This window comes from Kribbella sp. NPDC048928, assembly GCF_043197975.1.
Taxonomy (GTDB): domain Bacteria; phylum Actinomycetota; class Actinomycetes; order Propionibacteriales; family Kribbellaceae; genus Kribbella.
On the sequence record NZ_JBICUC010000011.1, the window covers coordinates 188,116 to 211,965 of the forward strand.

Sequence of the window (23,850 nt, forward strand, 5' to 3'; positions counted from 1 at the left end):
ATCCAGGTGTGCGTTTCGCCTGGCGCAACAAGGGAAGGAAGAGCCTCGATGAGATTGACCTGGGTGCAGCCGGAGGACCTCCTCCCGCACCAGTTGGTCCAGGCGCGGTCGGAGGGTGTCGACGTCACCGACGTCCAGGCCCGCTGGCTGGCCGCCGGTGGCACGACGGACGCGCCGGTCTCCGGCGCCTCGGACGAGCCCGCCGCTCCGGCGCTGCGGGCGCTGGCCCGCGAGTTGCTCGACGTCCTGGACGCCAGGACCGCGGAGTGGCACGAGCCGGTGATCCCCGACCTGCCGTCGCTCGGTGCGCCGGTCGACCTCGAGGCGCGCACGCTGAACGCCTGGCTCGGCCGGTGCGCCGGCAACCTGCTGGGGAAGCCGGTGGAGAAGATTCCGCGCGAGGGCATCCGGGAGATCCTCGCGAGCTCCGGGCAGTGGCCGCTGACGCAGTACATCACCGCCGTCGGCGTACCGGACGACGTCCAGCGGCGCTGGCCGTGGAACCGGCGGTCGAAGGTGACCAGCCTCCGCGAGGTCATCGACGGGATGCCCGAGGACGACGACATCAATTTCGCGATCCTGGCGCTGCTGATGATGGAGCGGTTCGGGCGCGACCTGAGCACCGAGGACGTGGCGCAGAGCTGGCTCGGCGACCTGCCGGCCGGCCGCGTGTTCACCGCCGAACGTGTTGCCTACCGCAACCTTCTCGAGGGCGTCGAGCCGTCTCGTGCGGCCGTCGTCGGGAACCCGTTCCGGGAGTGGATCGGTGCCCAGATCCGCACCGACGCGTACGGCTGGGCGCATCCCGGTGACCGTACGTCCGCAGCACGGCTCGCGCTCGTCGACGCACGGCTGAGCCACACCGGCGCCGGCGTTGACGGTGCGCTCTGGGTGGCCGCGATGTCGGCTGCGGCGCTCGTCCTGGACGACCCCGTCAAGGCCGCGGTCGCGGGCCTGGAGGTGGTGGACGGCCGGGGCGCGATCGCCCGAGCGGTCCGCTTCGGACTGACGCTCGCGGACGCCGAGCTGGACGAGGCGCTCGACGCGCTGCATGCCGAGTACGGCGACCTGCACTGGGTGCACGCGGTGAACAACACGGCCCTCACTGCCTATGCGCTGACCGCGCCGGACTTCACCGGTGCGATCGGCCGCGCGGTGATGGGCGGGTGGGACACCGACTCGGCCGGTGCCACCGTGGGCGCGGTTTTTGGCGCGACACGCGGAGTTCCGGCAGAGTGGTCTGCACCACTGGACAATCGGGTGACCACCAGTCTCCCGGGGATGAACCAGATCGCGATCGACGAGCTGGCGCGGAGGACTGTGGAGGTGGGCCGGGGTGGAGCCTGAGGTGGTTGTCGTCGGCAGTGCGAACGTTGACCTGGTGCTTCCGGTCCACCGCATGCCGCGACCTGGTGAGACGGTGCTGGCCGGGACGATGACCCGTGGCCCTGGCGGCAAGGGTGCGAACCAGGCGGTCGCGTCGGCACGCGCCGGCGTCCGGACCGCGATGGTCGTCGCACTCGGCAACGACGACGGTGGCGCGTTGCTCCGGGACGCGCTCGACGGGGTCGACCTGTCGCTGGCGACCACCAGCGCGGCCCCGACCGGTACGGCGATCATCACCGTCGACGACAGCGGTGAGAACTCGATCGTCGTCGCGCCGGGTGCCAACGGCGAGCTGACCTTGTCGGCCGACGCGCTCCACGCGATCGGCCGGGCGAAGGTCGTACTGTCCCAATTGGAGATCCCGTTCGGCACCGTCCAGGCGGCGGCCGCTGCCTCGACGTACTTCATCCTGAACGCGGCCCCGGCCGCCGAGCTGTCCGACGAGCTGCTCGCGGAGGTCGACCTCCTGGTGGTGAACGAGACCGAGGCCGAGGCGATCGCCGGGCCGGACCGGTCCTCCCTGCTGAAGAAGGTACCGGCCGCCGTGGTCACCCTCGGCGGCGCCGGCGCGGTCATCCTGACCCGCGAGCTCGACAGCGAGATCGCCGTTCCCGGCGTACCGGTCGAGGTCGTGGACACGACTGCTGCGGGCGACACGTTCTGCGGAGTACTGGCCGCAACCTTGGCCAGAACTTTGGCTGCCGCGTCAGCTAACGACTCCGTCACCGGAAGCGACCTGACGAACGCGGTCCGACGCGCTAACGTTGCTGCTTCATTGAGTGTTCAGGGCGCGGGGGCGATTCCCTCGGTGCCTCACGGGGATGCAATCGACGCGCGTTATGCGGAGGTATACCTGTGAACCCGCACGAACCGCGGCCCATCGACCTTCCGGCGACGGTCGATCTCGGGCTCGGCTCCGACCTGTCCTTCCTGGACGACGCCAAGATCCTCGGCGCCCCGGAGGACCCGGCCGACCTGCCGCGCTGGCGGGCCAAGCTGGCCGAGTGGCGCTTCGGCGCCTTCGAGCGGACCCGGTACGACGGGTCGCACTACGACGAACCCGATCGGCAGTGGACGCAGACCGCGTACTCGGTGGTGCTGGTCTGGCTCTGGGACGACCTGCTGTACGACGTCGCGACCGGGCGCTTCACGCCGGAGAAGTTCGTCGAGCACGGGATCGCGGAGTTCGGTGGGCACGATGCGATCGTGCTCTGGCACGCGTACCCGGTGATCGGGATCGACGACCGGAACCAGTTCGACTTCTACCGCGACGTCCCGGGGCTGCGGGAGCTGATCGACGACCTGCACCGGCTCGGGCTGAAGGTGTTCTTCGACTACAACCCGTGGGACGTCGGCACCCGCCGCGCGGCCCGCTCGGACGCCGACGAGTTCGCCGCGCTGGTCGGCGACTACGACGTCGACGGCGTCTTCCTGGACACCCTGAAGGAGGGCGACCCGGCCTTCACCCGGGCGATCCGCAAGGCCAATCCGGCGATCGCTCTCGAGGGTGAATCACGGTTGCCGATGGCAAGGATCGGCGACCACGCACTGTCCTGGGCGCAGTGGTTCGCCGACACGAACGTCCCCGGCGTGCTGCGGGCGCACCTGTTCGAGCGCCGGCACATGATGCACCACACCCGCCGCTGGAACCGGGACCACAGCGACGAACTGCAGTCCGCCTGGGTGAACGGCGTCGGCATGCTCGTCTGGGAGTCGGTGTTCTCGGCGTGGGTCGGCTGGAACGCCCGCGACCGCGCGACGCTGCGCCGGATGGTCGCCGCCCAGCGCGCGTTCGCACCGGTGCTGATCGGCGGCGACTGGATCCAGCTGACACCGGAGATCCCGGAGAAGGCCCGCGACCACGGGGTCTACGGGTCCCGGTTCGACCTCGCCGATATCACGTTCTGGACGCTGATCAACCGCGCCGAGGAGGACTTCGACGGCATCGTGCTGCGGTCGGAGGATCAGGTCGGCGACTGGTACGACGTGACGTCGGGCGTCCCGATCACCGCGGACGACGACGGCGTGCACCTCGTCGTACCGGCTCGTGGTGTGGCCGGCATCGTCCGGGTCGGCGCGACGGCCGGTTCGTCGTGCCGGGCGACGGCGCGCAAGTTGGGCACGATGCCGCGTCCGCAGGTCGACGAGTCCGCCTTCCCGATGCGGCCGGCTGCCTTGGTCGCCGTGCCGTCGGTGTCCGGCGACGCGTCGATCGGTGCGACGGTCGAGGTCCCGGCCGGTTCTCGTACGTTGACGGTGAAGCATCGGCGGCGCGAGACCGGGCTGTACGACACGGCCCCGTACGTCGAGGAGTGGAAGCCGCTGCCGCCACGCCTGCACGACCTTCAGACCGTCACGCGTGAGGTGTCGCTGCCGGGTATTGCGGTGGCCGTTGCCGAGGTCACCAACGCCGAGTACCACGCTTTCGTACGGGACACCGGCTACCGCCCGGTGGTTGCGAACCGGTTCCTCGCGCATTGGGTCGACGGCGCGCCTGTCGCCGGAACCGAGGACCAGCCGGTGACGTACGTCGACCTGCCGGATGCCCGCGCGTACGCCGCGTGGCGTGGGGGTCGGCTGCCGACCGAGGACGAGTGGCAGGTTGCGGCGGCCGTCGAGGGTTTTGTGCGGCGAGAGCCCCTGGTGTGGAACCTGACCGAGAGCGAGCACCGCGACGGCCGCAGCCGGTTCTGCATCCTGAAGGGCGGGTCGCACTACCGTGCGGAGGGCTCGGACTGGTACGCCGACGGCGGGCCGCAGGAGCCGGAGGTCAGCTTCAAGCTCGTGCTCACCGGCGGCGGGCTGGACCGCTCGCCGACCATCGGCTTCCGGTGTGCGGGATGAGGCCTGCGGCCCTTGACGGTGTGAAGGTGCTGGAGGCGGCGACGCTGTTCGCGGGACCGCTGGCGGCGACCTTCCTCGGCGACTTCGGCGCCGACGTCACGAAGATCGAGCACCCGGCCCGTCCGGACGCGGCGCGCACGCACGGCGCGTCCAAGGACGGCGTCGGCCTGTGGTTCAAGACTCTGGGCCGGAACAAGCGGCTCGCGACGCTGGACCTGTCACGCGGGCGGGACGTGTTCCTCTCGCTGGTCAGGTCTCACGATGTTCTCGTCGAGAACTTCCGGCCGGGCACGTTGGAGCGCTGGGGTCTGGGTCCCGACGTGCTGCTGGAGGCGAACCCGCGGCTCGTGATCGCGCGGGTGACGGCGTTCGGGCAGGTCGGGCCGTGGTCGCGGCGTCCTGGGTTCGGGTCGCTCGCGGAGGCGATGAGCGGGTTCGCGGCGGTCACCGGTGAGCCGGACGGGCCGCCGACGCTGCCGCCGTTCGGGCTGGCCGACGGGATCACCGCGCTCGCCACGGCGTACGCGGTGCTGGTCGCGCTGCGCGAACGGGATCGCTCCGGCGCCGGACAGGTGATCGACATGGCGATCATCGAGCCGATCCTGATGATGCTCGGCGGCGGCATCAGCGCCTACCAGCAGACCGGGTACGTGCAGCCGCGGCTCGGGAACCGCTCGTCGAACAACGCCCCGCGGAACGTGTACAAGACCGCGGACGGTCGATGGGTCGCCGTGTCGACAAGCTCGCAAAGCATCGCCGAGCGCGTCGTGACGCTGGTCGGCCGTGCGGATCTGGTTGCGGAGCCGTGGTTCGCGACCGGGCGCGAGCGGGCGCAGCACGCCGACGTACTGGACGACGCGGTCGGCTCGTGGATCGCCGCGCGTCCGCTGGAGCTCGTGATGGACGAGTTCGAGAAGGCCGAGGCCGCGGTCGGGCCGGTGCACGACATCCGCGGGATCGTCAGCGATCCGCAGTACGCCGCGCTCGGGACGATCACCCAGGTGGACGACGACGAGCTCGGCGGCCCGGTCGAGATGCAGAACGTACTGTTCCGGCTGTCCGAATCGCCCGGGGAGATCAAGTGGGCCGGACGGCCGCACGGCGCGAACACCGACGAGGTGCTCGCCGAGATCGGCGTCACCCCAGACCAGCTCGCCGCGCTGCGAGCAGCAGGAGTTGTTTGAGGTGCTGACCGCGCTGTATGTGCCGGCCAACCGGCCGGACCGGTTTGCGAAGGCTGTTGCCGCCGGGCCTGATCTGGTGGTGTTCGATCTGGAGGACGCGGTTCCGGTCGCGGACAAGGCGGACGCCCGCGGCTGGGCGGTGGCCTGGATCGCGGCGAACGCACAAGGTCCGGTCGAGATCCGGGTGAACGCGTTGCACTCGCCGTGGATCACGGACGACCTCGCCGCGGTCTCCGCCGTACCGTCGGTCCGGTTGCGGGTGCCGAAGGTGGAGAGCGCCGCCGACATCCACGCCGTACTGGATAAGGTGCCGTCGGCAAGGATCACGGCGCTGATCGAGTCCCCGCTGGGCGTCGAGCGGGCGTTCGAGATCGCCACCGCGGATCGGCGAGTGGTCTCGGTCGCACTCGGCGAGGCGGACCTTTCGAGCGCGTTGGGTGTCGACAGTACGGAGGGACTCGCCTGGTCGCGGGGCCGGCTTGTGTCGGCTTCGCGGGCGGCCGGTCTGGGGGCGCCGATGATGTCGGTGTACCCGCGCGTCGACGATCTGCCCGGGTTGAGGCGTACCTCACTGGAGGGGCGGCAGCTCGGATTCGTCGGGCGGACCGCGATCCATCCGCGGCAGTTGTCGACGATCGTGGAAGCGTTCACACCGAGCGCGGACGACGTCGAGGCCGCGAAGGCGTTGCTGGACGCGGTCGACAAGGCGGGCACGGCCGACGGCGGCGTACTCGTCCTGCCCGACGGCCGGATGGTCGACCCCGCCATGATCGGTCGCGCCCGCGAGGTGTGCGACCTGATACGGGAGATCGAAGCGCGGCGATGACGCGGACCTCCACCACTCAGCAACCGTCAGCCGGCCCGCCGGTGCACGCTCAGCCTGCGCCCGGGCAGGATCCTCGGCGTGTGTTGGTGAGTGGCACAGATCCTGGGAAGCCGGTCGGCTAAGGTCGTAGACATGCTGCCGCGCAGTGTTGATGCCGTGGTGATCGGTTCGGGGCCGAACGGGCTGGTGAGCGCGATCACGCTTGCCGACGCGGGCTGGGACGTCCTGGTACTGGAGGCCGCCGGCACGTTCGGTGGTGCCGTCCAGTCGACCGAGGACGGCGGCTGGATCAGCGATCGTTTCAGTTCGAACTACCCGCTCGGAATCGGCTCGCCGGTGATGCGTGCGCTCGACCTGGAGAAGTACGGGCTGAAATGGGCGCACGCGCCGTTGCCGCTCGTGCACCTGCTCGACGAGGACGGTGCCGCCGCCGCGATCCACCCTGATCCCGAGGGCACCGCGAAGTCGCTCGGTGCGGAACACCCCGGCGACGGCGATGCGTGGCTGCGCCTTTACCAACAGTACGTTTCTGTGCGCGAGCCGTTGCTGAACGCGCTGCTCACCACCTGGCCGCCGGTCGGCCCGGGGCTGAAGCTGGTCCGGAAGCTCGGGTCGGCGGGGGAGCTGCTGCGGTTCGCGCGGTTCATGGCGATGCCGATGCACCGGATGGGCCAGGAGCTGTTCGCTGGGCGGCACGGTCCGGCGATCCTCGCGGGCAACGCGATGCACGCGGACGCGTCGCTGTCCGGGAGCGTCAGCGGCACGATGGGCTGGCTGCTCGCGATGATGGCGCAGGACGTCGGCTATCCGGTCGCGGCCGGCGGATCCTCGGCGTTCTCGGGAGCGTTGGTCCGGCGGGCCGAGCGAGCCGGGGTGTTGTTCGTGGCGGACATGCCGGTCACGGGGGTCGATGTTGCGGACGGTCGCGCCACCGGCGTACGGACGGCGTCCGGTGAGACCGTTGCGGTCCAGCGGGCCGTGATCGCGGACACGTCAGCGCCGGCGCTGTACGGCAAGTTGTTGCCGGAGGCCCTCATCCCGTCCGGTCTGCGGCGGGATCTGGACGAGCGGTTCGAGTGGGACTATCCGACCGTCAAGCTGAACTTCCGGCTGAGCGGCCCGATCCCGTGGAAGGCGGTCGAGGCGCGGTCGGCCGGCGTCGTCCATCTCGGTGGTACGGCGGACGACCTGGTGCATCTGTCCGCGGATCTGGACACCGGGCGCGTACCGTCGCAGCCGTTCATGCTGATCGGGCAGACCACGAAGGCGGATCCGTCGCGCTCACCGGCCGGAAGCGAGGCGGTCTGGGCGTACGCACACCTGCCGCGCGGGATCGCCGACGACGCCTCGGCGGAGAAGCTGGCCGGCCGGATGGAGCGCGCGATCGAGCGGTTCGCGCCCGGTTTCGGCGACCTCGTCATCGCGCGGGACCTGCAGCGCCCGTCGGCGCTCGAGTCCGGGAACGCCGCGCTGGGTTTCGGAGCGCTCGGCGGCGGGACGATGCAACTCCATCAGCAGCTGATCTTCCGGCCGACCATCGGTCTGGGCAGCGCCCGCACCTTCGTCGAAGGCCTCTACCTCGGCAGCTCCGCCATCCACCCCGGCGGCGGAGTCCACGGAGCCTGCGGCCACCTGGCCGCCCGCACCGCCCTCCGCGACGCCTCCCTCCTAGGGCCCCTGACCCGCAAACTCCCCACCAAAGCCCTCCAGCACCTCCAACGCTGACCCGGGGGTTAGGGTCGTGGGGTGCGGCTGGATGAAGCGGTGTGTCGGGGGCGGGTTGCGGCCGGGCGGGTTGCGCGGTTGGCGACTGTTGGTGCTGATCTACGCCCGCACCTCGTGCCCGTGACGTACGCGGTCCATGGAGACGAGCTGTTCGTCGCCATCGACCAGAAGCCCAAATCGACGACCGCGCTGAAGCGCCTGCGGAACATCGCGGAGCACGATGAGGTCGCCGTCCTGGTGGACGAGTACGACGAGAACTGGACACACCTGTGGTGGGTCCGCATCGACGGCACTGCGCAGGTCGTCCCCGAACACGCAACAGCGGTGGAGCTCCTCACCGCGAAGTACCCCCAGTACGACGCCGACCCACCACGCGGTCCAGTGATCGTGATCCAGGCGAACGCGTGGTCAGGCTGGTCGTTCAGCTGATTGGGCGTAGCGGGCGTATAGGTCCTGTCGAGCTTGTCTGCCGCGTAGGGTGGGGGAGGTGGATGTGGAGGGGGTGCTGAGGGAGCTGGCGCCGCAGGTGCTGGGGTTCTTGGCACGGCGGCACGGGCAGTTCGACCTGTGTGAGGACGCCGTCCAGGAGGCTCTGCTCGCGGCGGCGACGCAGTGGCCGGTGGATGGGGTGCCGGCGAATCCGCGGGGCTGGCTGATCACGGTCGCGACCCGACGGCTGACCGATGCGTTCCGTAGCGAGAGCGCCCGACGGCGCCGCGAGGACAGTGTCGCGGCGATGGCCGGGCCGGAGGAATTGGTTGCCCCGGGCGCCGATGTCGACGAGACGCCCGGCGCCGACGACACGTTGACGCTGCTGTTCCTGTGCTGCCATCCGGCCGTCACGCCGGCCTCGCAGGTCGCGCTCACACTGCGCGCCGTCGGCGGTCTGACCAGGGCGGAGATCGCCCGCGCGTTCATGGTGCCGGAGGCAACGATGGCGCCGCGGATCAGCCGTGCGAAGAAGAGCATCAAGGCGGCCGGCAGCCGGTTCGAGATGCCGCCCGAGGCGGAGCAGGCCGAACGGCTGCGCGTCGTACTGCAGGTGCTGTACCTGATCTTCAACGAGGGCTACACGGCCAGCTCCGGCGAGGAGTTGCAGCGCGTCGAACTGACCGCGGAGGCGATCCGGCTGACGCGCATGCTGCGTACGGCACTCCCAGACGTCGCCGAGGTTGCGGGCCTGCTGGCGTTGATGTTGCTGACGGATTCGCGCCGGGCCGCCCGTACGACGGCCGATGGCGGGCTGGTGCCGATCGACGAGCAGGACCGCTCGCTGTGGGACCGTACGCAGATCACCGAAGGTGCCGACCTGACCCTGCAAACACTGCAGCAGGGCGAGGTCGGTCCGTACCAACTGCAGGCGGCGATCGCTGCGGTGCACGCGGAGGCGCCGAGCGCGGACGAGACCGACTGGCGGCAGATCCACGCGCTGTACCTGGTGCTGGAGAAGCTCGCCCCGAACCCGATGGTCACGCTCAACCGCGCGATCGCGCTCGCCCAGCTGGACGGTCCGCAGGCGGGCCTCGACCTGCTCACCACGATCGAGGACGACAGGCTGATCACCGAGACCCATCGCCTCGACGCCGTCCGCGCACACTTCTACGAACGCGCAGGCGAACCGGCCAAGGCCCGCGCCCACTACCTGGCCGCAGCCAGCCGCACCACCAGCCTCCCCGAACAGCGCTATCTGCAGGCGAAGGCCGAGGCACTCGGCGTACCGAAGAACGGGTAGTGGTCGGCTCCAGGTGCTCCGGCCACGCTCAACTCCACCCGCCGAGGCGCCCATAGGCGGAGTACTACCCGTCCTTCGGTTCGCAGACCACCCGACGACCCCGCTCGTGGGAGGTGATGGCGGCGTGGGCCAGTTGGAGGGCTCTGCGGCCGGCTCGGGCGTGGACGGGGGGTTCGGCGCCGGTGCGGAGGGCGTCGAGTAGAGCGTCGACGTGGCGGTCGAAGGTGCCGGCGAAGTTGCGGGACTCGTCGTCGAAGTACGTCGAGTGCCAGCGCTGCTCGATCGGGTCGCCGGCCTTGGAGAACGTCAGCGCGCGGACCGTGTCGTGGATGACGAGACGGCCTTCGGTGCCGTTGATCTCGATGTGCTGCGTGTCCTGGTACGCGTAGGACGAGTCGTAGCTGCCGAGCATCGTGCCGACCGCGCGGTTCTCGAAGTCGAGCGCCAACGCGACCGTACTGAAGGCGCCGTACGTCTTGTCGGTCATGTGCGCGGAGACGGCGGAGATCGGGCCGACCAGGTGCTCGAGCATGTCGAACCCGTGGCACTGCGTCTCGATCAGGTTGGCATGCGCGGAGTTGCCGCGGTTCGCCTCGCCGCCGAAGCGCCAGGTCGCGAAGACGAGGTCGCCGAGTTCGCCGGCGTCGATCAGGGCCTTGGCGCGCTGCACGGGTTCGGCGAACCGGTGGTTGAAGTTGATCGCGAAGAAGTTGTCGCCGGCCTCACTGAGGAGCGTGTCGGCCTCGGCCAGGTCGAAGACCAGCGGCTTCTCCACCAGCAGCGGTAGGCCCGTACGCACGAGCTTCAGCGTGAGGTCGTAGTGGTCCTCGTTCGGCAGGCAGACCGTGATCAGCTCGGGGCGCTCGCGCTCCAGCATCAGGTCCAGATCGGTGTACGCCGTGGTGCCGTACCGCTCCGCCCGTGCCTGTGTGCGTTCCGGCGTACGGCCGAGGATCGCAACCAGTTCGGTGTCCGGGCGACGCGCGAAGATGCGGGCGTGGTGCTCGCCCCAGCCGCCGGCGCCGACCACTGCGACCCTCATGCGGCGCCCTCCTGGGTGACGACGACCTTGCCGGTCTCACCGGTCATGAACAGCCGGAACGCATCGGCGATCTCCGCGACCGGGAAGCGGTGGCTGATCACGCGGCCGATCAGTTCCTGGTGATCCTGCAGCAGGGCAAGGTTTCCGGCCATCTCGTCGTACCGGAAGTACTCGCTGCCGAGGACGGCGTGCTCGGGCGCGATCAGGTCGCTGGACACGTCGAGGGTGACCGTCTCGCCGTGGCCGACGCAGATCAGTACGCCGCGCTGGCTCAGGATGTCGAGTGCGCCCCGCCGGGCGGCTTCCTTGCCGGAGGCATCGAACGCGACGTCCGGCTGCCCGGCGGCCTTGAGGTCGTCGGCGGCGAGCGGGATCGCACCGAAGGACTCCGCGAAGTCCAGCCGCCAGCGGGACAGATCGGAGATGTAGACCGGTACGTCCGCGCCGTACTTGAGCTTGCTCATCACGGTCAGCCCGAGGCCGATCGGGCCGGCGCCGGCGATGTACACGCTCTCGACGTCCTGCCGCACGAGCGCGGCGCGGCCGAGCGCGTGGCTGCTCGTACCCATCACGTCGAGCAGCATCGTGGCGTTGCCGATCTCGATGTCGTCGGTGATCGGGAAGAAGTTGGACTCGTGGACGAGCTCGTACGGACCGTAGCCGCCGTCGTGGGTGAAGCCCATGTCGGCACGCTTCGCGAAGCACTGGTTGGTGGCGCCGTACCGGCAGCTGCGGCACTCGCCGCAGAAGTCCATCAGGAACACGGCGCCGCGGGTTCCGGCGGGGGTGTTGGTGCCTTCGCCGGCCGCGAGAACGGTTCCGGCGGCCTCGTGGCCGGGGACGACGGACGAGCCATCGAAGTACTGGTTGCGGTCGGTGCCGCAGAGGGCGTTGGCCTGGACGGAGAGCAGGAGTTGGCCGGGGCCGGGGTCCGCGTACTCGTGGTCCGCGAACTCGATGCTGCCGGCGCCGGTGAACCTGGGGGCGAGAGCGGTGCGCGTCATGGTGCTGGAATTTACTACGTAGCAAATCAACGCCACAAGAGGTTGCGGCGAGTTCGCTCGGTCAGCGGGTGCTGCTCTCCCGGAGCCGGAGCTCGTAGCCGGCCATTCGATGCTGCGGTACGTGGTCCTCGTCGAGCTGTTCCTCGAGCAGCGCGAGCGCGCTCGCCGCGATGTCGTCGATGAGCGGTGCGACGGTGCTCAGTGCGGGGGTGGCGAGCGCCGACTCGACGATGTCGTCGAACCCGATCACGGAGACGGCGTCCGGTACGTCGACGTGGGCCCGGCGCAGTGCGCGGAGGGCGCCGAGCGCGGCGGAGTCGTTCATCGCGAAGATGCCGTCGGGGCGCAGCTCGGCGAGGACCCGGGTGAGCGCATCGGTGGCGTCGGCGATCGTCCAGTCGCAGTCGACGATCAGATCGGGGTCGAGAGTGATGCCGTACTTCGTGAGGGCGGCCTGATAACCCTGGCGGCGGAGCTGGTACGACCGCTTCGGGCCGTGGTTCGCGCCGAGCAGGAGGATCCGCCGGCGGCCGGTGTCGAGCAGGTGGGTGACGGCGGCCTGGGCGGCCTCGCGGTTCTTGATGCCGACGTGGTCGATCGCGCTGCCGGGCTCGCGGTCGCCGATCAGGACCACCGGGTGGGTGCTGCGCTGGTCGGTGCGGCCGAGGGCGACCGCGCTCATGATCAGCCCGTCGGTGAGGATCTTGCCGCCGCCGCGGAGCAACTCCACCTCGGTCTCGTGCCGGCCGCCGGTGGTCTCGACGAGAACCGTCGTACCGCGATCTCGCGCGGCCGTGACGATCGCCTCGGCGAGGTCGGCGAAGTACCGCTCGCGGAAGGTCGGGACGGCCAGGGTGATGGTGCCCGTACGGCCGGTACGCAGGCGGCGGGCGGCGGTGTTCGGGCGGTAGCCGAGGGCGTCGAGACTGGCCTGGACGCGGGCGCGGGTCGCGGGGGAGACGTGGACGTAGTCGTTCACCACGTTCGAGACGGTGCGTTGCGAGACGCCCGCGTGCCGGGCCACGTCGGACATGCTGACCGCCACCGCTGCACTCCTTTTGCGCCGAGTTTCGTCAGATTATCAACGACCGGGCGTGACCTGGGTTGTAACTTCGGTTTACAGTGGCGCCATGAGTGTTCAGGAACGGGCACGAGGACGACGGGACGCGATCGGCGTCGGGGTCGCGCTGCTGAACCGGCTGGCCCAGTGGCGGGCGATCGACCGGCTCGGGTTGCGCAAGCCGGCCGAGCGGGCGGTCTTCGAGGCGACCAAGACCGGATTCCGGACGGCCGGGGCGCTGTCGCGACGGTTCACCGCGGCGTCCAAGCTGGCCTCCCCGTCGCGGCTGCCCGCAGCGCGCGGCACCGGGCGGTTCGACCTCACGCCGACCGATGACCAGCAGATGATGGTCGAGGTGGTCCGCGAGTTCGCCGCTGACGTACTGCGCCCCGCTGCCGCCGCGGCCGACACCGCGTGTACGACGGACGCCAAGGTCCTGGACTCGTCCGCCGAGTTCGGGCTCAGCCTGATCGAGGTCCCGGAGGAGCTCGGTGGCATCGTCACGGAGCGCTCCACGATGACCGGCGTACTCGTGGCCGAAGCCCTTGCGCACGGCGACATGGGCCAGGCGGTCGCGTGCCTGGCGCCGTCCGCGGTCAGTACCGCGATCTCGCTGTGGGGCGACGAGACGCAGCAGGCGACGTACTTGCCGTCGTTCACCGGCGCGTCGGTGCCGCCCGCCGCGCTAGCACTGCTAGAGCCGCGAGCGCTGCTCGATCCCTTCGCGCTGCGTACCCGCTACACCGGCGGCCTGCTGAACGGCGTGAAGTCGCTCGTACCGCGGGCCGCCGAAGCGGAGCTGTTCGTGATCGGCGCGCAGACCGACGCCGGACCGCGGCTGTTCGTGGTCGAGCCGGACCATCCAGGCGTGACGATCGAGGCCGAGCCGTCCATGGGGCTGCGGGCGGCGGCGATGAGCAGGGTGATCCTGACCGACGTACCGGCGGTTCCGCTCGGATCCGTTGCCGACTACACCGAATGCGTGCGGCTGTCGCGGCTCGGGTGGTGCGCGCTGGCGCTCGGCACGGCGCGGGCGGTGCTCGACTACGTGACGCCGTACGTGAATTCGCGCGAGGCGTTCGGTGAGCCGATCAGCCATCGGCAGTCGGTCGCGTTCATGGTGGCGAACATCGGGATCGAGCTCGAGGGCATGAAGCTGGTCACGTACCGGGCCGGATCGCGTGCCACCCAAGGGCTTCCGTACGCGCGTGAGGTGGCGCTGGCGCGGCGGCTGTGCGCGGAGAAGGGCATGCAGATCGGTACGGACGGCGTACAACTGCTCGGCGGGCACGGCTTCGTGAAGGAACATCCGGTGGAACGGTGGTACCGCGACCTGCGGGCGATCGGTGTGATGGAAGGCGCGGTGCTGGTCTGATGATCAACCTTGAGACGCCCAAGAAGTTCCGGGCCTTCGTCAACCAGGCGCACCAGGTCGCCGCCGAGATGCTCCGGCCGAACTCGCGGCGCTACGACCTCGCCGAGCACGAGTACCCGGTCGAGCTCGACATGCTGGCTGCGATGGTCGACGGATTAGGTGCCTCAGGCACCAGTTCCGGTGCGGGGGCCTCGGGCGTACGGCGCAGCGCTGCCGCCGAGGACGGTGTGGTGAACGGGTCGAACCTGTCGTCGGTGCTCTCGATCATGGAGATGTGCTGGGGCGACGTCGGGCTGCTGCTCTCGATGCCGCGGCAGGGTCTCGGGAACTCGGCGATCGCGTCCGTGGCCTCCGACGAGCAACTGAAGCGCTTCGAGGGCGTGTGGGCCGCGATGGCGATCACCGAGCCCGAGTGCGGATCGGACTCGGCGAACATCCGCACCACCGCGCGGCTCGACGGCGACGCGTACGTGCTGAACGGCGAGAAGATCTTCGTCACGGCCGGCGGGCGCTGCGACGCGGTTGTGGTGTGGGCGACGCTCGACAAGGCGCTCGGCCGGGCCGCGATCAAGTCGTTCGTGGTCATGAAGGACACGCCCGGCATGTCCGTGGAGCGGCTCGAGCACAAACTCGGCATTCGCGCCTCCGACACCGCGACGATCCGGTTCGAGGACTGCCGTGTACCGGTCGAGAACCTGCTCGGTACCGCAGACATCGACAAGGGCTTCGCGGGAGTCATGCAGACGTTCGACAACACCCGCCCGCTGGTTGCCGCGATGGCCGTCGGCTGTGCGCGGGCGTCGCTGGAGGTCACGCGCGAGCTGCTGGCCGAGGCCGGGGTCCAGGTCGACTACGACCGCCCTGTCCATCAACAGCCCGCCGCTGCCGCGACGTACCTGACGATGGAAGCCGACTGGGAAGCCGCCTACCTCCTCACCCTCCAGGCCGCTTGGATGGCCGACAACGGCCAACCCAACTCCCTCCAAGCCTCCATGGCCAAAGCCAAAGCCGGCCGCACCGCCAACGACATCACCCTCCGCTGCGTAGAACTGACCAGCACCCTCGGCTACTCAGAACACCACCTCCTCGAAAAGTGGTCCCGAGACTCCAAAATCCTCGACATCTTCGAGGGAACCCAACAGATCCAGCAACTGATCGTCGCCCGCAGACTGCTGGGTAAGACGTCGGCAGAGCTCAAATAGCCCTATTTGCAAGGCATCCCGGCACGCCTAGGTTGCTGTTCAGACGAGGTTCGGTCCGTCGTCGTCGGCTGAGTAGCTCGGGTCCAAATCTCGCCTGCTCCGATCTCGCGGCCGGCCATGGCGACGTGCGATGGCTCGGTCTGCTGGTCGTGTCCGCGGACGACGAAGACGCGCTCGGCGACGCCTGCATGGAGATCGAGATCGCCGCCACCCAGGCACTGCTCGACCTGCGGCGACTGGTCGGCCAGCAGCTGGAAGGGTTCATTGCCGCCGCGTTGCCGTTCGGGGTGGGGCTCGGATGACCACACGACACTCGGCGTACTTCGAACAACAGGGCACCGACCGCGCCACCCGGCGCAAGAACCGCCGCACTGCATCGGACGTACCCCGCAAGCCAAAGGCCGAGGCTCTCGACGGCGAATCAGGCACGGGCCGAGGTCGACGATTGCGTGTCGACGCTCATCGGGCGACGACCAGAATCCTGCGAGTGGCGTACCCGTTCCTGGCCGAGGGCGGGCTGGGAGCCGACGGCACCTACATCGGCTCGGACGTGTTCAGCGGCGGATCATTCGTCTACGACCCCTGGGTCCTCTACCAAGGACGCGTCATCACGAACCCGAACGTTCTGCTGGCCGGTGTGATCGGCAGCGGCAAGTCGTCCACAGCGAAAGCGCTCATCACGCGCTCGGTTGCTTGGGCCACAAAGCGTACGTGCCCTGCGATCCCAAGGGGGAGTGGACCTCCGTCGCTGAAGCGATCGGCGGCGCCGCCATCAAGCTCGGGCCTGGGCTGCCGACCCGGCTCAACCCACTGGACGCCGGGCGCCAGCCGGCAACGGTCGACGACGATGAGTGGCACAGAATCGTCTGGTCCCGTCGTCGCGCGCTGCTCGGAACGCTGGCCGAGTCCACCCTCGGACGGCCCATGGTCGCTGTCGAACACACGGCACTCGATCTGGCGCTGGAGACCGTGACCAGTCAGGTCCCGTCGCCGACGATCCCCGATGTCGTGGTCGGGCTCTTCACACCCGACTCCGAGTTCGCGCGACGGGCCGGCCTGCAGACCACGAGCCTGACCGGTGACGGCCGCGAGGTCGCCCACGCGATCCGTCGGCTCGTGCACGGTGACCTGTCGGGGATGTTCGACGGACCGTCGACCACGGAGTTCGACCCGACCCTGCCGATGGTCACCTTGGACTCGTCGTGGCTCGGGAGCGGCGGCAACGACGAGGCGCTCCGGCTCACGCTCGCCTGCGCATCGTCCTGGCTCGAAGCTGCCGTCGCTGACCCGGCAGGCGACAACCGCTACATCGTGTACGACGAAGGCTGGCGCGTCATGCGCGACCCAGCGCTGCTGCGGCGGATGCAGGAGCAGTGGAAGCTCTCACGTGCATGGGGCGTCTCGAACATCCTGATCGTCCACCGCCTGTCCGATCTCGCCGCTGTCGGCGACCTGGGCTCCGAAGCACGCGCCCTCGCCGAAGGGCTGCTGGCCGACTGCTCGACACGGATCATGCTGCGCCAAGAACCCGACCAGCTCGCCCGTACGGCAAGCCTGCTCGGCCTCACCGACGTCGAGATCGCCACCATCGCCAAGCTCCCGAAAGGCCGCGCACTGTGGCGGCTGCCGAACCGGTCGTTCGTCGTACAACTCGTCCGCCACGCCCGCGAAGTCGAACTCTTCGACACCGACGCCCGGATGTAGCGCCATGGACCAACGACCACCACGAGACCCCACAGAGATCCTCGCCCTCGGCGCCGTGATCCTGTTCTGCAGCAGCGGAATCCTGTACATGGCGGGCGGCCTCGCAAGCCTCGTCACGACAGGGCGCTGGCCGAAATCCGCATGGATCGACTCAGCACGGGTCGTACTCCACCCAGGTGACCCAGCGATCGCGTTCGGAATGACCGACACGCAGTTCGGGCCAGTGACCTACTGGACCGTCTTGGCGTTCGTCGTTGCCGTGCCGATCGCCGCCGCGCTGGTCGGTGCCCGCCTGTGGCAGGGACGCCGATCAAGCCAGGCGAGCCGGCGCCGCGCGCTCGCCGCACGTCCAGGCCTCGCGACCGCTGCCGAGGTCGAGTCCTCGGTCGGGCGACGGCAGGTCGTACGCCGAGGACGGGCAGCGCGACCTCAGGCGCCGACGAGAGCTCCCACGGAGGTTGGGACGCTGCTCGGGCGCTCCCGCGGCAGGGACTGCTGGGCCTCTGTCGAGGACTCGAGCATCCTCGTCGGGCCACCACGCTCCGGGAAGGGGCTGCACCAGATCATCAGCGCGATCATCGACGCACCAGGAGCCGTCGTCACCACCTCGACCCGGCCGGACAACCTCGCCGCGACGCTCGAACTTCGACGAAGCATCGGTCCTGTTGCCGTGTTCGATCCACAGGGCCTCGGCAAGTTCGAAGGCATCCGCTGGTCACCGGTCCGCGGGTGCGAGAACCCCACGACCGCGATGATCCGCGCCACCGGCCTCGCCGCGGGCGCAGGCTTTACCAAAGGCGGAGTTACCGACGGAGCGTTCTGGCACGGCCAAACTGAGATGGCGCTGCGCGGCCTCCTCCACGCCGCCGCGATCGATGACGCCGGGATCGCCCAGCTCTACCGCTGGGGCCTCGAACCCGCCTCCGCCACCGAAGCCGTCACCATCCTCAACCGCTCCGACCTCGCCGCCGAGGGCTGGGGCGATACGCTCGACGGCATCGTACGGATGGACGGCCGAACCCGCGACGCCATTTGGGCCGGCGTCCGATCCGCACTGTCCGCGCTCGCCGATCCCGCCGTACGCAGATCCTTCGACCCACCACCGGGCGAAGGCCTCGAACCCGAACAGTTCATCCGCGAACGCGGCACGATCTACCTTCTCGGGACCGGAGCCGGCGCCAGCGCGACCTCCGCGTTCATCGCCGCGCTGCGCGAAGACATCACCGAATCAGCCCGCCAACTCGCCGCGCACAACCTCGGAGGTCGTCTCGAGCCACCCCTCGCCCTCGTCCTCGACGAGATCGCCAACCTCTGCGCCGTACCGTCGCTACCCGGCCTCATGGCCGACGGCGGGGGATCCGGCATCTCCACCCTCGTCGTCATCCAATCCCTCGCCCAAGCCCGCGAACGCTGGGGTGAGCAAGCCGCAGCCGCCATGTGGGACGCCGCCACCCTCCGCCTCATCCTCGGCGGCTCCGCCCAGCCCCGCGACCTCCAAGACCTCGCCGCCGTCTGCGGCGAACGCGACGAAGAGATCCGCAACTGGAGCCGCGGCCCCGACGGCGGCCGCACAACATCCACCAGCACGCGCCGGATCCCGATCCTCCCACCCGACGTCATCCGCACCCTGCCCTTCGGCACCGGCATCCTGCTCGCCCGCACTGCCCCACCGATCCTGCTCACCATGACTGGGCTTGACCCGTCTCGACGGACAGGGTTGATGTGGGGGTGGTCAGGCTATCTGCTCGCCCGTGACCGTGATGGTGGATTCGTACTGTGCGGGGCTGAGGTAGCCCAGCATGGAGTGGCGTCGGCGGGTGTTGTACCAGCCCTCGATGTAGTCGAAGAGCGCGCTGGTCGCGGCTTTGCGGGTCGGCCAGGTGTGGCGGTGGATGAGCTCGATCTTGACAGTGGAGAAGAAGGACTCGGCCACGGCGTTGTCCCAGCACTGGCCTTTGCGTCCGACGGACAAGGTGACGCCCAGATCTCTTGCCAGGTTGGCGTACTGGGTCGAGGTGTATTGGGCGGGTTCAATCTGTCGTTGCAACACTGGGTTGTTGGATTGAGCGTAGTTGCTCGGCGAAAGCCTCGGCTGGGGTCTTCCATCCGAGGACTTTACGGGGGCGGTCGTTGATCGCCAGGGCGACGGCTTCGAGGTCCTCGGCGGACCACCTGGCCAGGTCGATCACGGTGGCCAGGTAGAGCCAGCCTTGCCAGGTGTGGATGTAGGTGATGTCGCCGCACCAGCGGGCGTCCAGTGCTGCGGCCTGGCCGGGGTCGATGGCGAAGTCGCGGCCGATCAGGTCGGGTCTCGTGGGTGCGGTCGGGTCGGCGATGGTGGTCATGTTCCACCGCCGGGGTGTCCGCCCGTATCGGTCGGCGGCACGCATCAGCCGAGCGACCCGCTTGCGGGAACACCGCTCGCCCAGGGTGCGCAGCTCATGGTGGACCCTCGGCGAGCCGTAGGTGCGGCGGGAGCCGTCGTGGATCTCGGCGATCTTGCCGGCCAGGACGGCGTCACGCTGCTCGCGTGGTGACGGGCCGCTGGAGCGGTCGGCGTAGTAGGCGGAACGAGAGACCTGCAGCAACTCACACGCTCGCTTCACGCCGTGGTCGCCCGCCTTCTCCGCCTCGATGAACGAGTAACAGTTCACCGGGTCTCCTTCGCGAAGAAAGCCGTGGCCCGCTTGAGGATCTCGACATCCTCACGCAGCCGCCGAGCCTCCCGACGTAACTGGTTGAGCTCTTCACGCTCGCTGGTGGTCAACCCGCCATCACCGGTACCGGCATCGCGCTCGGCCTGCTTCAACCACTCCCGCACCGCGGTCTCGGTCAGATCGAAGTCCTTCGCGACCTGCCCGACCGACCGGTCGCCGCGCTGACACAGCTCGACAATCTCGGCCTTGAACTCAGCAGTGAACGAACGACGAGACCGCGGCTTCTTCTTGCCCATGGACTCCATGATGAACATCCTTCCGGAGCACAAGCTCCTGATCTCGGATGTCCGTCAAAACGGGGCATGCCCAGGCACCATGGCAATCGCTCGGGGATGAGAGGCCGTCGTGACAAGTGAGAAGCCACCCAGCAGCACCGACAACGCTGCGCTCGTCGCCGCGTTTCTGGCGTTTCTGTTGCTGCTCCCAGCGGCCGTGGTCGCAATCTCGGTCTGGGCCATGTCTGCGTCGTAACTCTGTTGCGTGGACGAGCGGCTACCTCGGCTACGCAAGTTGCCGGACAGTCACGGTGGGTGGTCACTTCACCAAAGGAGATCCGGCCGCCATCGAGCGCGGTGTCTGTGCGGGCGAGCTCACTCCGGACCTCGAACCAGACATCGCGTTACACCACTCGGTGCGCCGTTAGCTGCAGCATGAATCCGGGACACCTCGCCCCAGCGGGGTGCTGCCGAGGCCACTTTGTGCACCAGATCCGTACCGTGCCGCCCGGCCGCTGCGGACCTGGTGCACAACGTATCTCAGTGCGAGGGATGCAGTTTGACGTTGCGTTCGATCGCTTCACCGCTGGAATCGGATCGTTCTGTTCGCCGAGCCGTGGCCTTCCGTTTGGTGTCTCGGGTCGCAGGAAGAGGGGCGGTTCGCTGGACATGATGGTGTCGGATGTGAGCCAAGCGGCAGTTTCGGTCGGGTAGCGTCGTTCGATCTCGGTCCTCAGTCTGGCTGTCAATCGCGCGTTTGAGACGAATGTGATTGCCTAGGCTAAATATTGCATAATGCAACTCATGCCCGCCGATGCCCTCACCAGCGCCCGTGGCGCGTTGTACCGTGTCGGACGGCCTGAGGTGCTTCGAGCATCGAACACCGGCCTTCTCGTGCTGGCACTCGTGGTCGGAGCCGGCTCGGCGGGCTTCGCGATTCTCTTCCGGTGGCTGATCAAGACCTTCACCCACCTGGCGACCGGGCATGCCGACTACGCGGCGACGCCGGGCGCGTCCCATCCGGGTCTGCCGATGCTGGGACGGTGGTTCTTGCTCGGCGTGCCGGTTCTGGCCGGCCTGCTGTACGGCCCGCTCGTGCATTTCTTCGCCCGTGAGGCGCGCGGCCATGGCGTGCCTGAGGTGATGTATGCCGTCAGTCGGCGCGGGGCCCGGATTCCGCCGCAGGTTGCCGCGGTGAAGGCGCTGGCCTCGGCCTTGTGCATCGGCGGCGGCGGATCGGTGGGCCGCGAGGGGCCGATCGTGCAGATCGGGTCCGCTCTGGGATCGACGGTGGGCAGGCTGGTTCGTGCTCCGGAACCCAGGATGCGTGTCCTGGTCGCGTGCGGTGCGGCGGGCGGGATCGCGGCCACGTTCAACGCTCCGTTGGCCGGAGTGTTCTTCGCGATGGAGCTGATCCTGGCCGACTTCACTGCTCAGGCGTTCGGCATGGTGGTGATCGCCGCGGTCACATCTGCTGCCATCGGACGAGCTGTGCTCGGCGACGTACCGTTCCTGTCATTGCCGCAGTTCTCCGTCGAACATGTCGGTCAGTACGGTCTCTTCGCTCTGCTGGGCCTGATCGCGGGCGCGGCCGGCGTCCTGTTCACCCGCGTCCTGTACCTGATAGAGGACGTCTGCGACGCAGTGTGGCGTGGCCCTGAGTGGTTGCGGCCTGCAGTCGGCGGCATACTGCTCGGGCTGCTGCTGATCGCGCTCCCACAGATGTACGGCGTGGGGTACCCGGTGCTGGGCAACGCGATCCTCGGGGCCTACGGAATCGCGTTCCTCCTGCTGCTGGCCGGTGCCAAGATGGTGGCCACCAGCCTGACGATCGGGATCGGTGGGTCGGGAGGAGTGTTCGCACCGAGCCTCTTCGTCGGTGCCGTGATCGGATCCGCCTTCGGCCAGGTCGCCCATCTCGTGCTGCCGGGGACCGCGGGACCGGCAGGTGCTTACGGGCTGATCGGGATGGGGGCGGTCTTCGCCGGCGCTGCGCGGGCGCCGATCACGGCCGTGGTAATCATGTTCGAGCTGACCGGTGAGTACTCGATCATCCTGCCGATGATGACGGCGATCGTCCTCGCGACAGGGCTGAGCCACCTCTTGTCCGGTGACACGATCTACACACTCAAGCTCCGGCGCCGGGGAGTCGACCTGGCCCGGCCCGAGATCATCAGCGCCGCGGCCCGAACCACGGTGGCCGATGTGATGACCGACGTACCTGACGGTGTGCTCGGCGAACTGCCCTTGCGGGACGTGGCGATGGCCTTGGCCCGTTCGGCGTCGGGAGTGCTTCCAGTGCTGGACGACGCAGGGGAGTACGTCGGAATCGTGACTGCACGCGTGGTCGCCGAGGCGCTCGCCGACGGCCGGCACGATGCGGATCCGGCTTCTCTTGTGCTGGAACTGCCGGTCCTGGTTCGCGCCGACGATCACCTGGACCAGGCACTCGAGGCGCTCGACCGCAGTGGGTGCGCCGCAGTACCTGTCTTCGAGACAAGCCGCCTCGTTGGCTGGATCAGCTACGCCGCAGCTCTCAAGGCCATGCCCACGCGCCATCCTGGAAACCCTTCGGTCGCGACACCCGGTGGATCGCAGTGATCTACCGCTGAACTCGCGGGCGGCAACGGTTGTCACCTCGGCACCTGCTGTAGTGCCTTGAGTTGGAGGCTGAGTCATGACGACAACAGCAGCGGCATGGTCAGTGCGTACGCGCCGAGGAGGACGAGGGCTTCGACTCGGGTCAGGGACAGGCCTCGGCGGAGCAGCATCCAGGCCAGCCCGGCAGTCAGGATCATTGTGACGCTGAGTGCGACACCGGCCCGTTCAGTTGCACCCGATCTGGATGCGAGACCAACGACCGCTCCGCCTACGAGGCTGTTGAACAGGTTGCTGCCGAACAGGTTTCCGACGACGAGCTCGGATTCGCCGCGGCGCTGGGCCTGGACCGTGGTCATCAGCTCGGGGAGCGAAGTGCCGAGCGCGACCAAGGTGAAGCCGATGATGACCTGTGGTACGCCGAGATCCGTCGCGATCGCTGACGCGTTGGAGACCAATAGCTGAGCTCCGGCCAGTACACCTGCCAGACCGAGGATCGCACGCACCGGCTCGAACCACGCCGGCAGTTTCGACGGCCGCACGGGCATATCCACAGCCGCGTCCGCCTGGGTGAACTCCTCAGCTTCGGTAGCGACCTCCTCGTTGCCACGTCCCTGGTGGGCCCAGCGGAGAAGGACGAATATCGCGCAGACACCTGCGACGGCCAGTACAACTCCAGTGACCCGGTTCAGCCCGACCCACGCCAGAAACGAGAACAAGACCACAGCGCCGACGGCGACCGGCACTTCGCGGCGGATCACGCGCGAGGACACCGCGATCGGCCCGGCCAGCGCTGCGATGCCGAGGACAAGAGTCAGGTTCAGGACGTTGGAGCCGGCGATGTTGCCGACCGCCAGCCCGGTGTCCCCGCGCGCCGCGGCAACACCCGATACCAGGAACTCCGGCGCGGACGTACCCAGCCCGATGACGATCACGCCTACCACGACCGGACTGATACGTAACCGCTGCGCCAACCGGGACGAACCAAGCACCAGATGATCCGCCGCGAAGGTCAACACGACCAAACCCGCAACGGCAAGCAAGATCCGAACAACCACGATGCCTCCTCGGTCGACAAGCCGCACCCGAACGCCGACCAGACTTCCCGGCACACCAACGTGCAACTTACAGCACCGGTCGTTCACCCCGCTCTTTCAACGAGTGGTAAGCCCGTTACGAGGCCTGCTGCTCGATCTGGACGCGCCGAAGAAGCAGCGCATACCGCCGCCCGGCTCC

20 protein-coding genes and 3 pseudogenes are annotated in these 23,850 nt (G+C 68.8%); 14 read left to right on the forward strand and 9 right to left on the reverse strand.

The genetic code is table 11. The annotated features are described in order from the left end of the window. The first annotated feature begins 48 nt into the window (after positions 1 to 48). The 8 genes from ACGFI6_RS37595 to ACGFI6_RS37630 all read left to right on the forward strand — a co-directional run bounded on the left by ACGFI6_RS37595 (position 49) and on the right by ACGFI6_RS37630 (position 9,697). Positions 49 to 1,347 (forward strand): ADP-ribosylglycohydrolase family protein, encoded by a 1,299-nt coding sequence (locus ACGFI6_RS37595; protein WP_393127343.1) that lies wholly within the window; start codon positions 49 to 51, stop codon positions 1,345 to 1,347. Continuing rightward, positions 1,337 to 2,245 carry a ribokinase gene (locus ACGFI6_RS37600; protein ID WP_393127345.1) on the forward strand — a complete coding sequence of 303 codons (909 nt, stop codon included), beginning with the start codon at positions 1,337 to 1,339 and terminating at the stop codon, positions 2,243 to 2,245. The genes ACGFI6_RS37595 and ACGFI6_RS37600 overlap by 11 nt, the downstream gene beginning before the upstream one ends. Then, the gene (locus ACGFI6_RS37605; RefSeq protein ID WP_393127347.1) at positions 2,242 to 4,230 is read left to right on the forward strand and encodes an SUMF1/EgtB/PvdO family nonheme iron enzyme; all 1,989 of its coding nucleotides are present in this window, start codon (positions 2,242 to 2,244) and stop codon (positions 4,228 to 4,230) included. Before ACGFI6_RS37600 ends, ACGFI6_RS37605 begins: the two co-directional genes overlap by 4 nt. Further along, positions 4,227 to 5,414: a CaiB/BaiF CoA transferase family protein gene (locus ACGFI6_RS37610; RefSeq protein WP_393127349.1), complete on the forward strand. Its 1,188-nt coding sequence runs from the start codon at positions 4,227 to 4,229 to the stop codon at positions 5,412 to 5,414. Before ACGFI6_RS37605 ends, ACGFI6_RS37610 begins: the two co-directional genes overlap by 4 nt. A 1-nt stretch (position 5,415) precedes the next feature. Beyond that, a complete protein-coding gene (locus ACGFI6_RS37615; RefSeq protein WP_393127351.1) occupies positions 5,416 to 6,240 on the forward strand; it encodes an HpcH/HpaI aldolase/citrate lyase family protein in 825 nt (274 codons plus the stop codon). A 132-nt stretch (positions 6,241 to 6,372) separates the two neighbouring features. Next, positions 6,373 to 7,965 (forward strand): phytoene desaturase family protein, encoded by a 1,593-nt coding sequence (locus ACGFI6_RS37620; RefSeq protein ID WP_393127353.1) that lies wholly within the window; start codon positions 6,373 to 6,375, stop codon positions 7,963 to 7,965. Positions 7,966 to 8,004: 39 nt separating this feature from the next. Beyond that, a complete protein-coding gene (locus ACGFI6_RS37625) occupies positions 8,005 to 8,394 on the forward strand; it encodes a TIGR03668 family PPOX class F420-dependent oxidoreductase (protein ID WP_393127553.1) in 390 nt (129 codons plus the stop codon). A 49-nt stretch (positions 8,395 to 8,443) separates the two neighbouring features. Further along, entirely contained in the window at positions 8,444 to 9,697 is a 1,254-nt protein-coding gene (locus tag ACGFI6_RS37630) for an RNA polymerase sigma factor (protein ID WP_393127355.1), read from the forward strand. Between the two features lie 64 nt (positions 9,698 to 9,761). Here the strand turns inward: ACGFI6_RS37630 and ACGFI6_RS37635 are convergent, their stop codons facing one another. The 3 genes from ACGFI6_RS37635 to ACGFI6_RS37645 form a co-directional block, all read right to left on the reverse strand. Next, positions 9,762 to 10,739 (reverse strand): Gfo/Idh/MocA family protein, encoded by a 978-nt coding sequence (locus ACGFI6_RS37635; protein WP_393127357.1) that lies wholly within the window; start codon positions 10,737 to 10,739, stop codon positions 9,762 to 9,764. Further along, positions 10,736 to 11,743: an alcohol dehydrogenase catalytic domain-containing protein gene (locus ACGFI6_RS37640; RefSeq protein WP_393127359.1), complete on the reverse strand. Its 1,008-nt coding sequence runs from the start codon at positions 11,741 to 11,743 to the stop codon at positions 10,736 to 10,738. Before ACGFI6_RS37640 ends, ACGFI6_RS37635 begins: the two co-directional genes overlap by 4 nt. Before the next feature lie 61 nt (positions 11,744 to 11,804). Further along, positions 11,805 to 12,788, reverse strand: coding sequence for a LacI family DNA-binding transcriptional regulator (locus tag ACGFI6_RS37645; protein WP_393127361.1), 984 nt, complete (start codon positions 12,786 to 12,788; stop codon positions 11,805 to 11,807). Positions 12,789 to 12,873: 85 nt separating this feature from the next. Here ACGFI6_RS37645 and ACGFI6_RS37650 point away from each other — a divergent pair, with 85 nt between their 5' ends. The 4 genes from ACGFI6_RS37650 to ACGFI6_RS37665 all read left to right on the forward strand — a co-directional run bounded on the left by ACGFI6_RS37650 (position 12,874) and on the right by ACGFI6_RS37665 (position 17,084). Further along, positions 12,874 to 14,178: an acyl-CoA dehydrogenase family protein gene (locus ACGFI6_RS37650; RefSeq protein WP_393127363.1), complete on the forward strand. Its 1,305-nt coding sequence runs from the start codon at positions 12,874 to 12,876 to the stop codon at positions 14,176 to 14,178. Beyond that, on the forward strand, positions 14,178 to 15,380 hold the full coding sequence (locus ACGFI6_RS37655) for an acyl-CoA dehydrogenase family protein (RefSeq protein WP_393127365.1): 1,203 nt from the start codon (positions 14,178 to 14,180) through the stop codon (positions 15,378 to 15,380). Before ACGFI6_RS37650 ends, ACGFI6_RS37655 begins: the two co-directional genes overlap by 1 nt. A gap of 125 nt (positions 15,381 to 15,505) precedes the next feature. Beyond that, positions 15,506 to 15,682 carry a hypothetical protein gene (locus tag ACGFI6_RS37660; RefSeq protein WP_393127367.1) on the forward strand — a complete coding sequence of 59 codons (177 nt, stop codon included), beginning with the start codon at positions 15,506 to 15,508 and terminating at the stop codon, positions 15,680 to 15,682. A 409-nt stretch (positions 15,683 to 16,091) separates the two neighbouring features. After that, on the forward strand, positions 16,092 to 17,084 hold the full coding sequence (locus ACGFI6_RS37665; protein WP_393127369.1) for an ATP-binding protein: 993 nt from the start codon (positions 16,092 to 16,094) through the stop codon (positions 17,082 to 17,084). 429 nt (positions 17,085 to 17,513) lie between these two features. Here the strand turns inward: ACGFI6_RS37665 and ACGFI6_RS37670 are convergent, their stop codons facing one another. Beyond that, on the reverse strand, positions 17,514 to 17,741 hold the full coding sequence (locus ACGFI6_RS37670) for a hypothetical protein (protein WP_393127557.1): 228 nt from the start codon (positions 17,739 to 17,741) through the stop codon (positions 17,514 to 17,516). On the opposite strand from ACGFI6_RS37670, the pseudogene ACGFI6_RS37675 reads away from it, so the two are divergent. Beyond that, positions 17,662 to 18,705, forward strand: a pseudogene (locus tag ACGFI6_RS37675) (type IV secretory system conjugative DNA transfer family protein); the annotation flags it as partial. The gene ACGFI6_RS37670 and the pseudogene ACGFI6_RS37675 overlap by 80 nt on opposite strands. Before the next feature lie 111 nt (positions 18,706 to 18,816). Here the strand turns inward: ACGFI6_RS37675 and ACGFI6_RS37680 are convergent. From ACGFI6_RS37680 to ACGFI6_RS37695, 4 genes and pseudogenes are all read right to left on the reverse strand, one after another. Beyond that, positions 18,817 to 19,134 carry an IS3 family transposase gene (locus tag ACGFI6_RS37680; RefSeq protein ID WP_393127554.1) on the reverse strand — a complete coding sequence of 106 codons (318 nt, stop codon included), beginning with the start codon at positions 19,132 to 19,134 and terminating at the stop codon, positions 18,817 to 18,819. After that, a pseudogene (locus tag ACGFI6_RS37685) lies at positions 19,115 to 19,285 on the reverse strand (IS30 family transposase); the annotation flags it as partial. The pseudogene ACGFI6_RS37685 and the gene ACGFI6_RS37680, both read right to left, overlap by 20 nt. Before the next feature lie 162 nt (positions 19,286 to 19,447). Continuing rightward, positions 19,448 to 19,738, reverse strand: a pseudogene (locus tag ACGFI6_RS37690) (IS3 family transposase); the annotation flags it as partial. Next, the gene (locus ACGFI6_RS37695) at positions 19,735 to 20,046 is read right to left on the reverse strand and encodes a transposase (RefSeq protein ID WP_393127371.1); all 312 of its coding nucleotides are present in this window, start codon (positions 20,044 to 20,046) and stop codon (positions 19,735 to 19,737) included. The gene ACGFI6_RS37695 and the pseudogene ACGFI6_RS37690, both read right to left, overlap by 4 nt. A 774-nt stretch (positions 20,047 to 20,820) precedes the next feature. Here ACGFI6_RS37695 and ACGFI6_RS37700 point away from each other — a divergent pair. Beyond that, a complete protein-coding gene (locus ACGFI6_RS37700) occupies positions 20,821 to 22,617 on the forward strand; it encodes a chloride channel protein (protein ID WP_393127373.1) in 1,797 nt (598 codons plus the stop codon). A 74-nt stretch (positions 22,618 to 22,691) separates the two neighbouring features. On the opposite strand, the gene ACGFI6_RS37705 is transcribed toward ACGFI6_RS37700, so the two are convergent. Further along, positions 22,692 to 23,672 carry a calcium/sodium antiporter gene (locus ACGFI6_RS37705; RefSeq protein ID WP_393127375.1) on the reverse strand — a complete coding sequence of 327 codons (981 nt, stop codon included), beginning with the start codon at positions 23,670 to 23,672 and terminating at the stop codon, positions 22,692 to 22,694. Positions 23,673 to 23,850: the final 178 nt, after the last annotated feature.